Raw genomic sequence first — 14,922 nt, 5'->3', positions numbered from 1 at the left:
TTGCATAAAATAGGAGGAATTTGAAAATGACAATTAAAAATTTAGATCGTGAAGCTCAAAAGCAAAATGAAATGAGAGAGAAGTTATTGAATGCTATGAATAGTGGCGATGAGGAACAAGCAGCGGCCGCTATGATCGACTTCGCAAACTCCATTCAAGAAAACATTATCAATGACGCACGACAAGCTGTGAATGAAGATTTAACAGATCAACAAGTAATGGTAAGCAGAGGGCTACAAGTTTTAACAAAAGATGAGCAAACATATTACAACACTGTTATTGCTAATAAAGGTTTTGCAGGTGTAGAAACGTTAGTTCCAGCAACTGTATTCGAACGTGTATTTGAGTACTTACGTACAAATCATGCACTATTGAACTACATTGAATTTGTAAATACTACTGGTGTAACAGACTGGATTGTTAAAAAGGGAAATGTACAGTCTGCTTGGTGGGGAAAACTTTGTGAAGAAATTAAAGAATTATTAGATGATGGATTTGAAGTTATTACAACAAATCTATATAAACTAAGTGCCTATGTTCCAGTTTGTAACGCAATGCTAGATTTAGGTCCAATTTGGTTAGATCGTTATGTACGCGAAATCTTAACTGAATCAATGGCTATTGCATTAGAAGAAGCAATTGTAAACGGTACTGGTAAAGATCAACCGATTGGAATGATGAAAGATCTTAACGGAGCAGTTACTGCAGGTGTTTATCCAGATAAAAAGGCAATTGCACTTACTAGCTTATCACCGAAATCATTAGGTAAAGAAGTAATGGCCCCACTTACAAAAGATGGGCGTCGTGCAGTAAGTAATGCACTAATGATTGTGAATCCACTGGATTATTGGGAAAAAATCTTCCCAGCAACAACGTTCTTAACGCAAAACGGCGCATATGTATCTGGTGTATTACCAATCCCAGCAACAGTTCTTCAATCTCTAGCTGTTCCAAAAGGAAAAATGGTTGCAGGAATTGCACGTGATTACTTTATGGGTGTTGGTTCAACTCAAAAAATCGAAACATCAACAGAATATAAATTCTTAGAAGATGAAACAGTTTATTTATCTAAACAATATGCGAATGGTCGTCCAAAAGATAACGAATCATTCTTAGTATTTGATATTAGTGGTTTAAATGCTGGTAGTGAAACACCTACACCCTAAGTCGCCCTCCACATTAAGAGTGGAGGCGATTGATTTTAATATTATGTTAAAACCAGAATTAATTGCTTATGCAAATCAACATAATATAGATATTTCCTCTGCAACCTTGAAAGAGGATATTCGAAAAATTATAGAAGAATCAGCAACAAGTGGTGATTAAAATGGAACAAACATTAAATGAAATATTACTTGAAGATGTAAAAAGCCGTTTACGGATCACTTGGAATGATGAAGATGCACAACTAATAAAAACAATTGAACGTGGAAAGGCGTATTTACAAAATCTTTGTGGTACGTCTTTTTCTTTTGAAGAAGAAGGCCAGGTTAAGCAATTACTGATTGAACGATGCAGGTATGAGTATAACAACGCCCTGGAGGATTTTGAAAAGAATTTCCGAGGGGAATTACAGCGTTTGATTATAGATGCTGCCTTAAAAGAGAGGGCAAAAGATGAAGTCATACAATGAAACGTTTAATGATGGTTTTTTAAAATATGGGCGTACGGAAACGAAGCGTAGTGAAAACGGAAAGCGAATTAAAGGCGTTTTTTCTGAAGAGGGAAAACTAGCTTTTAGAGAATTATCAGCACGGGATAGTGATTATCAATCCTGTGGGTTATTAAATGCAAAGTTAGATAAAAAAGTAAAAACTTTGTTTCCTCCTTCTTTTCGTTCGATTTATAAAAACAAATTAAAAGTAGTTATAGATCACTTGGAATACGATGTCATTAAAGTTGATTCAGACAAACAGTATTTATATTTCTATTTACAAGAAGTAGGTGGACATGATGAATAACGAACAATCAAAAAAACGACTTCAAAAGTTGAATAGCTTGTTAATTTCGAGATTAAAAGAAGCGTTCAATGTAGGAGTTTACCAGGACCAAGTAAGTGAAGATGAAGAAACAGGATATCATTACTTCATTTTTGAAACAGGTGGATTTGAAAATACAGAAAGTAAATTAACACTTCGCCAAAATGTTTTAATTCGATATTACTCTGAAAATCGTGATGATTTAGACGAAAGAATGCTAGATATTGTTGCAACACTTGAAGCTACAGGGCATTCTTTTCAACACTCAAATAAAACATCTATTCAAAAAGGTGAAGTAGATGAATACATTGATGAAATTGAAATCTATGTAACCAGACTTATTAAATATGGCTGCTAGTTCATGGAGTGTAGAGTTTGGAGATATTGAAGCCTTAGAAAACAAACTCAAACAAATACCGGGGAAGTCAGAGCAAGCACTTAATAAAGTTTTGCATAGTGATGGTGTGAATCTTGCAGTCGAATCCATTCAGCCTAAAATCCCTGTTTCTACATGGAAAGGGCGCGTGAGAAATAAACGACATGCAAAAGATCAAAAATCTTTAACAAATAGCAAATTAAATCTTGGTTTTACAATTCGTCCAACACCTAGATTTAATTACTTAAAGTATCCAGATTTAGGGATAGGAAATTCGAAGAAAAACGCACCGAAAAAGATATTAGAGCGTGGTTTACAAACCGCCACTCCAAAGATATCAGAACGCTTAAATACAGAATTAGATAAAGTTATCAATCAAACATTAGGAGGTTAATTATAATGACGACAATTATTGAAGAATTCGATTCCATGTCATTTACAAACGTAGGTATTCAATTTATTAAAGGTGGAATTCAACAAACCGGCACAAAGTTCGGTTGTGTTGGCACAATCGAGGGCGAAACAGAAATGCTCGAGAAAGTAAAGAAATGTGAAGGTGTAGAAGTTAAAAAGATTTCCAAGCCTACTAAAATGAATATGACTCTTTCTGGTCATTTACGTGTAGATGTACTTAGAAAGCTTTTTGGAATTAAAACAGATGGGTTAAAAGCTGGTGTATGGTCATACGGTACAACATCAAAGGGAGAGTCATTTGTTTTAACTGCTGACGTAGTTGATGAATTTGAGGATTTAAAAAAATTCGTTGCCTTCTCTAATTGTGCATCTACAACTGGATTTAAATTTAAAGTGGAAAACGGTTCGGATGAAGTAGCAGAAACAGAATTAGAGTTTACAGCCCTTAAAGATAGTAACGGGGAATTTTATTACGAAGCATTAGCGGATGAAGTGGACGATGTGCAGGTAAAAGAAAAATGGCATACACAATTTACGCCTGATCTTGTGAAACTGTAAAAATAACAACAGCAACTCTATCAAAATAAAAGGGGACAAGTAACCTATGAGAGTCGAAGTCGTAAAATTAAAAGAAGTAGAAGTTGTAAATGTAGAAGGACAATTCAAGCCAATCGAAAAAAATCATCAAAAAGTTCCTTGTTTTATTACGAATTATGCAATGAAACAAGGGAAAGATTTAGGGCTAACTGATGAGTCATTATTGCAAGGTGTATTTAAATTACAAGGTTTAGCTAATGCAAATCCTAATCAATTAGACAATATAGATTTTAGTGCCTTACAAGGTATTGATGAAACCGCAATACAAAAAGTTATTTATTTAGGATGCCTAGGAGCGAATAAAGATTTCGAATATAATTTTGACGAATTTTTAGAGCGATACCATTACTCTTTTGAAGAAACAATGAAACTATATGTAAGATTAGCTTCTTCTAGCATAACTGGGCAACAAAATAAATTTGCGAAAGGATTAGGAAATAGTACAAAAACTAACGAAAAAAAGAGATAAAACCACCGAAAATAAACATTGAATGCGTAGAGGATAAATATGTTCTCTACGTTTTAATTTATGGGATTGATCCAGAAACATTTTGGCATTTTCCCATCGCATCGGTGGAGCGAATAGCTGAAGGGAAGCTTGCCTTTGACGGTTGGAAAGCTAATCCACGCTAAGATAAGGCAGGTGAGAATATGGCAAACATACCAGAGTCGAAAATAACATTTAAAGTTTTTAATCAAGAATTCAATAAAGCAATGGGTGACATGAAAAATGAAAGCTCTAAGCTACGTCAAGAATTCACTTTACAACAAGAACAATTAAAATTAAGCGGTACAGCAACAGAGCAATTAGCAGCTAAATTAGGACACTTACAACAGCAACAACAACTTGCTGCACAAAAAGTTGCTGCAACAGAACAACAATTAAGTAGAGCTAAAGCAATATATGGTGAAAATTCTGTTGAAGTTGAAAAATTAGCCCGTCAATTAGGTAATGCACAAATAGCAGAACAAAGATTTTCAAATCAAATTAAAGAAACAGAAGGCGCTCTTCAAAGGTTAGGTCAAGAAAATAGTAGTGCTGCACAGGATTTAAAAAAATTAGGTGCAGCAGAAACAGAACTAATAAATCAATCAGCGAAGTTACGGGCTGAATATGATTTTCAAAATGCTGCTCTTGGTCATAATGCAACAGAGTCAGAAAAGTTAAGTGCAAAACTTCATTACTTAGGACAAGCACAACAAAATGCTTCTCAACAAACACAAAACTGTGCACAACAATTAGCAGCAGCAAAATCACGGTATGGTGAAAATTCTGCTGAAGTAAATAAACTCGAAACAAAACTACTACAATTAAGATCAGCCGAACAACAATTAGAAAATGAGGTTCAACAAGCTAATTCGGTTTTATCCGAACAAGCAAATGTAGCTAGTAAGGTTTCTGAAAAAATGAGTGCTGCTGGTGAAAAAATGAAGAGCGCAGGGGAATCCATGACTACAACTGTTACCCCTGCAGTTCTTGGTCTTGGTGCAGGTGCATTGAAAGTAGCTTCTGATATGGATGCTTCTCAAAGAAAAATCCAAGCTTCTTTAGGGTTGACAGCCCAAGGTGCTGAAAATCTTGAAAAGATAGCGGAAAGCACTTGGAAAAATGGATTTGGGGAAAACATTGGTGAAGTTGACACGGCATTAATTAAAGTCTTTCAAAATATGCGTGACGTACCGCATGAAGAATTACAAGCTGCAACTGAAAATGTATTAACACTCGCTCAAACATATGATGTTGATCTAAATGAGGCTACACGTGGCGCAGGACAATTAATGTCTCAATTTGGTCTATCGACCCAAGAAACATTCGATTTACTTGCCGCAGGTGCTCAAAGTGGTTTGAATTATTCAGATGAGCTTTTCGATAATCTTTCAGAATACGCACCGTTATTTAAACAAGCTGGTTTTACTGCTGATGAAATGTTTAACATACTTGCTAATGGAACCGCAACAGGATCATATAATCTTGATTACATCAATGATCTAGTAAAAGAGTTCGGTATTCGTGTTCAAGACGGAAGCAAGGGTGTTGCAGAAGGATTTGGCGATTTATCAAAAGAAACCCAAGGTGTTTGGCAGTCATTTAATGAAGGTAAAGCAACTGCTGCAGACGTTTTTAAAGCTGTTACAGGTGACTTAAAAAACATGGATGACAAAGTAAAAGCCAATCAAATCGGTGTAGCTCTGATGGGAACTAAATTCGAAGACATGGGTGCTGATGTTGTACTAGGATTAAATGATGTAAATGGTGGTCTTGGTGACACAACAGGTCGCATGGAAGAACTGAAAAAAATCCAAGAAGAATCATTTGGACAACAATTTAAGAGTCTTACACGTGACGCTGCTTTAGCTTTGGAACCACTAGGTAAAATTCTATTAGAACTAGCAAAAGAAGCGATGCCATTAATTTCTAGTGCAATTAAAACAATGTCAGAAGCATTTAATAATCTATCACCAACGGCAAAGAAAATAGTCGTTATTATTGGTGGAATTATAGCCGCTCTCGGTCCTATTTTACTTATCATAGGTCCAATAGTTATGGTAGTAGGTAAATTAATAACCGCTATTTCCACGATTGGGACGGCAATCATGGCAGTTTGGGGTGTAATTCAGCCAATACTAGCCGCAATAGCTGTTGCATTCGGTACAACGGTTGGTATCGTAATCGCTGTTATAGCCGCTGCCGCTGCTGCGATTATAGCCATTTATGTATATTGGGATGAGATTAAAGCATTTCTTGTTAATACATGGAATTACATTGCAGAAGTAGCATCATCAGTATGGCAAGGTATTTCGGACTTCTTTTCTACCTTATGGGATGGAATTGTTCAATATTTCTCTGATTCATGGGATAGTATAAGCCAAGGAGCAGAAGAGGTTTGGACAAGTATTGTTGAATTCTTAACTACAACTTGGGATGGAATTATTGATTTTGTTCTGACGTGGGGAACTAGAATTTTAACTGGATATATAGAGATTTGGACATCTATTTTCAATTTCTGTATGGAAATTTGGAATGGTATAGTTGAATATTTAACGGGAGTTTTACAAAGCATAGCAACTTTCTTTTCTGAAACCTGGACTGCTATTTCAGAGTTCTTCCAAGGTGTTTGGAATGGTATTTCTACAGTTGTTCAAACTGTATGGAATTTCATTACACAATACTTGCAAGCGATTTGGACAGCTATTTTATATTTCGCTACACCGATCTTTGAAGCGATTAAAAATTGGATTATTAGCGTTTGGGATACTATCAGTTCTGCTACTTCTATGGTTTGGAATATGATTGTTAATTTATTACAAACTTGTTGGGATACTATTGTTTCAATTGCTACAACAGTTTTTGAGACGATTAAAAATTGGATTATTAGTGTTTGGGATACTATCAGTTCTACTACTTCCATGGTTTGGAATGTAATTAGTACTTTCCTACAAACTTGCTGGAATACTATTGTTTCAATTGCTACAACAATATTTGAAGCGATTAAGAATTGGATTATTAACACATGGAATACCATCAGTTCTACAACATCTGCAATTTGGAATGCAGTTAAAAACTTTTTGATTGGTCTGTGGAATTCCATTGTTTCAACAGCAAAATCTGTCTTTAACAACATAAAAGAAGCGATTACTTCTGTTTGGAACATGATCAGTAGTACAAGTGGTAATATCTGGAATGGTATTAAATCCACACTTTCAAACATTTGGGAAAGTATTAAATCCACCGCATCATCTGTATGGGATGGCTTAAAAGAAGCAATTATGACACCTGTTCGATGGGTTACTAGTTCTGTTAATAACGCCTTTGAAGGTATGAAATCAGCTGTATTAGGTGTATGGGATGGAATTAAAAGCGGTACTAAAACAGCAATTAACGGTATCATTCGTATGATTAATAAATTCATTGATGGCTTTAATACACCTGCTGATCTATTAAGTGAAATACCTGGTGTTGATGCACCTAAAATCCCACATGTACCGATGCTCGCAAAGGGTGGACATGTTTTAGGAGATGGGCAATTCATTGCTGGAGAAGCCGGTCCCGAGTTATTCAGTAAAAAAGGGAATAAGGTATCTGTAACACCATTAAGTTCTTCTGAAAGAATGGGTGGAATTGGCGGTCAGTTAGGATTACTAATTAAAAATGTAACAGACATGATACAAAATGCAGCTTCTCAATTAGCTCAAATCGTGGCTTACGATGTACCTAGTGCGCTAGGGGAAGCACTTTTGAATGGTGTTCCTAATATGGCTGGAGCAGCTGCAGGTGGCGGAATGGTTAATCAACAACCAGTAGAAGTAAACTTTTATAACACTGTACGAAATGACCGTGATATAGACCGTATGTTTGAAAAAGCTGATGATTGGTTTGCACAAAAAGGACGTAACTTAAATGTCGGAATAGGGAGGAATTGATTTGCTAGACATAGGGATTGATACGGAATTAGCGAGTGATTATCGAATATGTATGGTAGATCGCCCCGTTATTCCAACAGCAAAACAAAAGGTTGAACATATAGAAGTGTCAGGAAGACATGGATCACTAACGAAGAAAGGGGCGTTCGAGGACGTCCCTTTAAAAATTAAGTTTAATTTACTTGAAGAAGAAAATATAAAGCCTTTAATACGCCGTATCAAGGCATGGTTCATGGATGGTAAAATACTGTATTTCACCGATGACGAAGTGTATCGAAAAATTAAATCTGTTGAAATTGGTGATATTGCAAATGAGATTGAAGAATATGGGGAATTCGAAGTAGAATTTACACTTGATCCTTTTGAATACGTTGATACAGCACCGATTGTATTAACAAGGCCAGAAAATCTTTTAAATCCTGGAACAATAGAATCTGCTCCAAAACTAGTGATTTACGGGGGCGGCGATGCAACAATTACGATTAATGATGTATCGTTCAAAATAAAAGGTGTAGCTTATTCCGTCACTATCGATTCTGATTTGCTAGAAGCATATGCTGCCACAACTTCAATGAATTCTAAAATGATAGGAGAATTTCCGCTTTTTAAACCTGGAATAAATACAATTTCATGGTCTGAATCAGTTACTAAAATCATAGTTGAACCAAGGTGGAGATATAAATGAGTCATATTACACTATATAAACCAGATGAGACTGATTTCACTCATAATGGAATTGGCATATTAGATAAGCATATTTATGGTGCAACCGTTGTGGAAGAACTCAACGGTTTATTTGCACTTACATTTATTTACCCATTATTTGCGCCACATGGAATAGAAATTGATGGTATGAGCATTATTAAAGCTCCTACACCAGATGGTGACCAATTATTTCGTGTTGTAACTCCTAAACCAAGCATGGGCGAATTAACTGTACAATGTTATCACATTTTTTATGATTTAACAGAGAACTTAATTGAAGATATATTTATTCAAAATACAAATGGTAATGCAGCAATGAGCCGTTTATCAACAGGCTGTCAATATAAACATCCTTTTACCTTTTATTCGGATATTCCTACTATCGCAAGTGCACGTATTGTACGGAAAAATCCAATTGAAGCTATTTTAGATAATGGACAAGATAATGCTTTTATTAATCGCTGGGGTGGTGAATTGAAGCGAGATAACTTTGATGTAAAAATGTTAAAAAGCCGTGGTATGGACAGAGGGGTTGTCATTCAGCATAAAAAAGATTTGCTGGGTTATGAAGGGAATGTTGATTGGAAAAGCCCAGTCACTAGAATTATGCCGCAGGGGTTTGATGGTCTGTTTCTTCCAGAAAAATATGTAGATAGTCCAAATATTAATAAATATCCTCATCCCAAAATCAGAGTGGTGGAATTTAAAGATATAAAGGCTGCAATTGGTGAACATGCAAAAGATGATGATGCTGTTCCGCTAGAAGAAGCTTACAAACGATTACGTCAAGCTGCTAAAGATATGTTCACGATTCAAAAGGCAGATCAACCAAAAGCAACATATAAAGTTGAATTCCAAGAACTATCACAGACAGAAGAATATAAAAATTATGCAGTATTACAACGTGTTTATATGGGAGACATTGTCACCGTTCGGCACACAGAAGATAATCTTGATATTCAAGCGAAAGTCATTTCTTATAAATACGATCCAATAAAGAAAGAGTATATAGAAATAACTTTAGGTAATTTCAAAGAAACGTTTGCAAATATGGCTGGGAAAGTAGAGCGAATGCAGAATGATATATCAAACATGCCGAGCTCCATATTAGATGCAGCGAAAGAAAATGCAACGAATCTTATTAACTCTGGATTTGGTGGGCACGTTAGGGTTTATCCAGATCGTATTTTGATTATGGACACAAAATCCGAAATGACAGCTTCAAAGGTTTGGCAGTGGAATCTCAACGGATTAGGGTATTCCCCTTGGGGAATAGACGGTCCATATGAAACTGCCATTACATATGATGGGCGAATTGTTGCTGATTTTATAACAGCTGGTACGCTTTTTGGTGATTTAATTAAGGGTGGAGAAATTAGTGGTACTACTTTAAGATCGGATGATTCTAAAAACTATGTAAGTATATCCAAACAATTCATGCGAATTATGGAAAATGATATTACCCGTATGTTTTTAGGATATTACAAAAATTCGAGGAATGAATTACAACCCACTTTACTTTTAGGTGGAGACAATGACATTACAGCTTCACAAGGAGCGCTTGCACTTTATCAGTATTCAAACATTTATCCCAAAGCGGCAGGGATAGGAATTACACGAGGTTATGTAGGTGGCAGTAATACCGATTTGTATTTTCCTTCCATTATTAAATTTGGTCAAAATGGAGATTTGGGCTTAAAAGCAGAAGAATATTTGCAACTTGAATCTCAATTGTCATATATGAATCTACTAGCTGGTACAAACTTTACAGCAAAGGCAAAAAACGACTTCATTGCTGAAGCCACAAATGGAAATATGCATTTCACTACTGGACAAAGATTTTACTATCACAAAAATGGTAAAAGACTTATGTCTATAGATGCCTCTTCTGGTGGAGACACGGATCTTATCATGCAATATTGTACGTTACGTAATTCAGATTATGAGAATGGATATCTTCAAGTTAAATCTGGTACAGGTTCATTTTACACAGGTATTATTGCAGGGGATTTTAAAGTATCTTCGCAAGCTAAATACAAAACGAACATACGTGATATTAAATTTGATGCGTTAGAAAAAGTAATGGATTGGGATATAAAACAATATAACCTCAAATTAGATATGGCAAAACTATATGAAATGCGGATGGATCGTAAAGAAGGGGAACCTACTTTAACGACAAATGACATCCCAGTTCATTATGGTATTGTCATTCCGAACGAATCCGAAGAAACAGGTGTAGGCTTATATGGGATGCTTTCACAAGTTACTAGAGCATTTCAAGAATATGTTACAAAAACAGATGCTAGAATTCGAGAGTTAGAGCCGATACAAACGAAAGGTAATGTTAAAACATAGAAACAGAACGAAACGCAACAGAAGACCAATTAGACATGTTAAAAGAAAAACGTTATAGAAAGGAGTGTTGTAGTAGATGAGGGAGGAAGAAATTATTGTAAATTTGGATGATCCAGTATTCACAAAAACAATTCGTTCTCGGCAGAATGATAAAAATGGTTTGAAACTCATTGTGTATCTAAAGCAAAAAGGGAGAAGCGTTGATTTAACAGGATATGCAGTCAAATATGAAGCGACAAATCATACAGGGGCATTCATTCGTGATGATGCTCAAATAATTGATGTGAAAAATGGTGTGTTTTCATATACTTTTACATCTCAAGCAGTTTCAGCTTCGGCTGATTGGACTGCTTATTTTGTTATGGAAAAAAACGCTGAACGAACGAGTACCCCTGATATCCGAATTGTGCTTAAGAGAGATGTAAAAGAAGGAAATATGAAAATAGAAAACTATATTTCTGATTTTGAAAAAGCTATAGAACAAGTGGCAGGATATCGGAAAGAAATTGATGATACAAATAAGAAAATTACAGATACGAACAACAAATTTGTAGAGTTAACAACATTAATTAATGCGAAAGGTGTTCAAGTACCAAAGATCACAACTGAATCAGGTGGTCAAACTATTTCTGTTAGTGATGCCACAAAGAATATTCTTGATGAAATAGCCGCGAAAGGTGCCGGGATGAATACAATTTATTGTGCTACAGGTGTGCAAAACACAATCCCATCGGGCAAACCTTGGAGGGGAATTTCTTATTTTAATCAGAATAATATTGGCTTTGTAATCGCTAAAGATAGTGTAGGTGGATTTTATACAAATTATCTAAACGGAAATAACGGGTGGACAGGGTGGACAAATCATGTCACAAAAGAAGATTTTGTGGGATGGGATTTTACTGTACAAGGATTTAAACGAACTACCGATACGGATTGGATTCAGATGTCAATCAACACAGCTAATGCTTCCAACGTTGAAGGAAGACAAGTTACTAGAGCGAAACGAAGTGGCGACCAAGTTTCTGTTATAGGTTCTTTAAAGAATATAAAAGAAGGGCAAGTTGTATTCAATGTTCCAACTGCATTGCGACCAGCCCAACAAATAACAGATGTTGTTATTATTGCCGGTCCACCTTATTCTATATGTGAATTTAACGTAGAAACTGGCGGTAATGTAAAAATATACAACATCACTACTGACAAAACTATTCATTTTTCAATCAATTATTTAGTATAAAAAAGGAGGCAAACAAGTGGAACGTATCGACGTATTCATAAAAACGTTTATAGCTACCTTTGGTGGCTTCTGTGGATATTTCTTAGGAGGATGGGATGCAACATTGAAAATCTTAGTGACGATGGCAGTTATTGATTATTTAACTGGAATGATTGCAGCGGGATACAATGGAGAGTTAAAAAGTAAAGTAGGTTTCAAAGGCATCGCCAAAAAGGTGGTGCTTTTTCTTTTGGTTGGAGTGGCAGCGCAATTAGATACAGCGTTTGGAAGCAACAACGCTATCCGTGAAGCAACAATCTTTTTCTTCATGGGTAATGAATTGTTATCACTTTTAGAAAACGCTGGACGTATGGGAATCCCACTTCCACAAGCTTTGACAAACGCGGTTGAAATTTTAGGTGGTAAACAAAAACAAGAAGATAAAAAGGGAGATGTTCAATAATGAAAAAACATATTATCGATATTTCAAAATGGAATGACAGTATTAATTGGGATGTATTAGCTCCTCAAGTTAGTTTAGCGATTTGCCGTGTTCAATATGGATCAGATACAGTAGATGGATTGTATAAACAACATGTAGCGCAATTAGAAAAACGTGGTATTCCACATGCTGCCTATGCGTATGGATGCTATGTTTCTGTTAATGATGCAATTGTGGAAGCGAACGATTTTATGAAAAGAACAAATTCAAATGCTAAATTCTTAGTGCTAGATTGTGAGGATGATACATTAAAAAGTTGTGGCCCCGACAATCTAGCAGCTGCTTCTCAAGCTTTTATTGATACATGTAAAGCGGCAGGTTGGAAAGTCGGATTTTATGTATCACATCATATGTACAATCAATATGGTTTAAATAAGGTGAAAGCAGACTTTTTATGGACTCCTCGTTATGGAAGTAATAAACCTGCCTATGCGTGTGATCTATGGCAATATGCAGACGGAGAAACAGGCGGTTGGCTTGATGGTGTAGGAAAAGTTGACTTAAATGTTCTAAATGGAGACAAGCCATTATCTTGGTTTATTGGTGGTAATGAACTAAATCCAATTAACCCAATTGATCCAATTCAGCCTATTCAAAAAGAGGGAATTGGACATGCAACATCGAAATACGATGATGGTTATGGTGTGAATCTATATGAAAATCCTGATGATCCTATTTTTGCTGGACGTATTACACAAAAAATCCCTTACTTAATCCAGAAAGGATACTGGGGTGGTGGAGAAAAAGACATGATCTGCCTTGGGAATGAAAAGCAGTGGGCTTACCTAAAACATTTTGATGTGAAATGGTTCTATGCACATTCTAAATATCCTGTAGGTTGGGGGATTGCAGTTCATAGTGAGCCAGAATGTATTAACCATGTTGGAAATATTGACGGTTCTACTCCTTATCGTATTTGGGGAAGAGTTGGCGACGCAATAGATATTGGTGGTAATCGTTGGATTCGTGAGGAACATGTAATTATTAAATAATAGGTGGTTTCAAAAGTACACAACAACAAAGGTAAAACATACTATGTAACTGCTAGCGAAGCATATGTATTTATGAAGTGAAAATCCGGCTCTTGTGAGTCGGATTTTCTTTTTTTATATTTAAGATAAGATTGCCTTTCTTAAATATAAAATTATGAATAGATAGGAATTAATTCTTGTTTGAAATCTTCATACATACCTAAAGCAATTTTAAAAATTTTTTCTAAGCTGTCATAATCGCTAAATAGTACTGGCTTAATTCTAGTATCTGGAGAAATTAAAAGTCTTGAATATAGACTCCATGGACTACCTAATCTTAGTTCATCATTATGATAAACTACCCAAGTAAAATCCAGAACGTTTATTTTAATACCAATATTAAAATAAAATAAATTTTCTTTTTTATCACCTAGTTCTCCAACTTTTAAAAACTTTTCTTTTTTATCATAAACTGATTTATAACCTAGCTTTTCAAGTATTTGTTGAATTTCTTCAATATTGGGATTAGGAATGATTTCTTCGGCATCATAATTTTCTCTCGAAAAAGAAGAAAGTTCTGTGTATCTATTAACAAAGTCAATTTTTTTTAGTGCTGTTTCTATTTCAGGTTTTAATTTTAAGCTCATAATTATTCCTCCCTAAATCTTAATGTTACACCGTATTCTTCAGCTATTTCTTTATACTTTTCTATATTTTTAATGTTTTTATTAGATGCTGGCACCTCTAAAATATAGTCTCCGTTAAGTTTTAGGCCATCTAACTCAGGATACTGATTTGATCTTATTTTAGTGCCAGATGAATATTTATCTCTAAATTCGTTCAAGTAAGTTCTAAATGTTGCCTCGTCTATTTTATGTAAATCTGTAGCTTTCCTTGAAACAATTTCTTCAAAAATTGGGTCATACGAATCCAGTCTTTTGTGATTTTCTAAATGTAATTCATGGTAATCGTACCAACCTTCTTCTCTTGCTTTTGAATTAAATCTATTTCCTCTTGCCATAGGTGAATTTTTTGTCCAATAATCACTTGCCTCTTTCCAATCTAATCTGTCTTTAGGGACTTTCCCCTCTTTGGCTTTTCTATCACAATATTGCTTGTATCTTAATTCTAAATCAGATTCGATAAATCTCCCATCTTTTAAAAGATTTTTAGCAGTCTCACTTGAGCCCTTAACTCCACTAACAGAACCACTAAACGTAGAGGTAAAACACTAATGGGAAAGTAATAAATTGATGCTAATGATTTATATGTACAATTTAGGGAATTAAACAAATCTAATTTCTCATGTTGTTTACATATATAATAGAAGGTAATGAAAAAACTACACATTTTCATTGTCGCTACCATGTTGGCGTCAACCT

16 protein-coding genes are annotated in these 14,922 nt (G+C 35.2%); 14 read left to right on the top strand and 2 right to left on the bottom strand.

Features of this window, described 5'->3' with window-relative positions; translation table 11 throughout:
- Positions 1-26: 26 nt before the first annotated feature.
- The 14 genes from MRBLBA3_RS14435 (at position 27) to MRBLBA3_RS14370 (ending at position 13,561) form a co-directional block, all read left to right on the top strand.
- Positions 27-1,166 carry a phage major capsid protein gene (locus MRBLBA3_RS14435; RefSeq protein WP_363381812.1) on the top strand — a complete coding sequence of 380 codons (1,140 nt, stop codon included), beginning with the start codon at positions 27-29 and terminating at the stop codon, positions 1,164-1,166.
- Positions 1,138-1,326, top strand: coding sequence for a hypothetical protein (locus MRBLBA3_RS14430; protein WP_363381810.1), 189 nt, complete (start codon positions 1,138-1,140; stop codon positions 1,324-1,326). The genes MRBLBA3_RS14435 and MRBLBA3_RS14430 overlap by 29 nt, the downstream gene beginning before the upstream one ends.
- Position 1,327: 1 nt before the next feature.
- Entirely contained in the window at positions 1,328-1,633 is a 306-nt protein-coding gene (locus MRBLBA3_RS14425; protein ID WP_098402205.1) for a head-tail connector protein, read from the top strand.
- Entirely contained in the window at positions 1,617-1,961 is a 345-nt protein-coding gene (locus tag MRBLBA3_RS14420; protein ID WP_098402207.1) for a head-tail adaptor protein, read from the top strand. Before MRBLBA3_RS14425 ends, MRBLBA3_RS14420 begins: the two co-directional genes overlap by 17 nt.
- Positions 1,951-2,337, top strand: coding sequence for a hypothetical protein (locus MRBLBA3_RS14415; protein WP_098220785.1), 387 nt, complete (start codon positions 1,951-1,953; stop codon positions 2,335-2,337). The genes MRBLBA3_RS14420 and MRBLBA3_RS14415 overlap by 11 nt, the downstream gene beginning before the upstream one ends.
- Positions 2,327-2,749 (top strand): hypothetical protein, encoded by a 423-nt coding sequence (locus MRBLBA3_RS14410; protein ID WP_098402209.1) that lies wholly within the window; start codon positions 2,327-2,329, stop codon positions 2,747-2,749. Before MRBLBA3_RS14415 ends, MRBLBA3_RS14410 begins: the two co-directional genes overlap by 11 nt.
- Positions 2,750-2,751: 2 nt before the next feature.
- Positions 2,752-3,327, top strand: coding sequence for a phage tail protein (locus tag MRBLBA3_RS14405; RefSeq protein WP_176527028.1), 576 nt, complete (start codon positions 2,752-2,754; stop codon positions 3,325-3,327).
- Positions 3,328-3,373: 46 nt separating this feature from the next.
- Positions 3,374-3,835: a hypothetical protein gene (locus MRBLBA3_RS14400; RefSeq protein ID WP_353770808.1), complete on the top strand. Its 462-nt coding sequence runs from the start codon at positions 3,374-3,376 to the stop codon at positions 3,833-3,835.
- Between the two features lie 182 nt (positions 3,836-4,017).
- Positions 4,018-7,788, top strand: coding sequence for a phage tail tape measure protein (locus MRBLBA3_RS14395; RefSeq protein ID WP_363381806.1), 3,771 nt, complete (start codon positions 4,018-4,020; stop codon positions 7,786-7,788).
- Position 7,789: 1 nt separating this feature from the next.
- Complete coding sequence (locus MRBLBA3_RS14390) at positions 7,790-8,473, top strand: phage tail protein (RefSeq protein WP_353770806.1); 684 nt, start codon at positions 7,790-7,792, stop codon at positions 8,471-8,473.
- Entirely contained in the window at positions 8,470-10,851 is a 2,382-nt protein-coding gene (locus MRBLBA3_RS14385; protein ID WP_414646010.1) for a phage tail spike protein, read from the top strand. The genes MRBLBA3_RS14390 and MRBLBA3_RS14385 overlap by 4 nt, the downstream gene beginning before the upstream one ends.
- 76 nt (positions 10,852-10,927) lie before the next feature.
- A complete protein-coding gene (locus tag MRBLBA3_RS14380) occupies positions 10,928-12,088 on the top strand; it encodes a BppU family phage baseplate upper protein (protein ID WP_353770804.1) in 1,161 nt (386 codons plus the stop codon).
- 16 nt (positions 12,089-12,104) lie between these two features.
- Positions 12,105-12,530, top strand: coding sequence for a phage holin family protein (locus MRBLBA3_RS14375; protein ID WP_353770803.1), 426 nt, complete (start codon positions 12,105-12,107; stop codon positions 12,528-12,530).
- Positions 12,530-13,561 carry a GH25 family lysozyme gene (locus MRBLBA3_RS14370; protein WP_353770802.1) on the top strand — a complete coding sequence of 344 codons (1,032 nt, stop codon included), beginning with the start codon at positions 12,530-12,532 and terminating at the stop codon, positions 13,559-13,561. The genes MRBLBA3_RS14375 and MRBLBA3_RS14370 overlap by 1 nt, the downstream gene beginning before the upstream one ends.
- Positions 13,562-13,713: 152 nt before the next feature.
- Here the strand turns inward: MRBLBA3_RS14370 and MRBLBA3_RS14365 are convergent, their stop codons facing one another.
- Together MRBLBA3_RS14365 and MRBLBA3_RS14360 are read right to left on the bottom strand one after the other, a co-directional pair.
- Positions 13,714-14,187, bottom strand: coding sequence for a hypothetical protein (locus MRBLBA3_RS14365; protein ID WP_103458435.1), 474 nt, complete (start codon positions 14,185-14,187; stop codon positions 13,714-13,716).
- Positions 14,188-14,189: 2 nt separating this feature from the next.
- Positions 14,190-14,561 (bottom strand): hypothetical protein, encoded by a 372-nt coding sequence (locus MRBLBA3_RS14360; RefSeq protein ID WP_363381802.1) that lies wholly within the window; start codon positions 14,559-14,561, stop codon positions 14,190-14,192.
- Positions 14,562-14,922 lie beyond the last annotated feature (361 nt).

The organism is Bacillus sp. LBA3-1-1.1 (assembly GCF_040676495.1).
Lineage (GTDB): Bacteria > Bacillota > Bacilli > Bacillales > Bacillaceae_G > Bacillus_A > Bacillus_A nitratireducens.
Note: the sequence above shows the minus strand (reverse complement) of the source record. Positions and strands in the feature narration are given on the sequence as shown.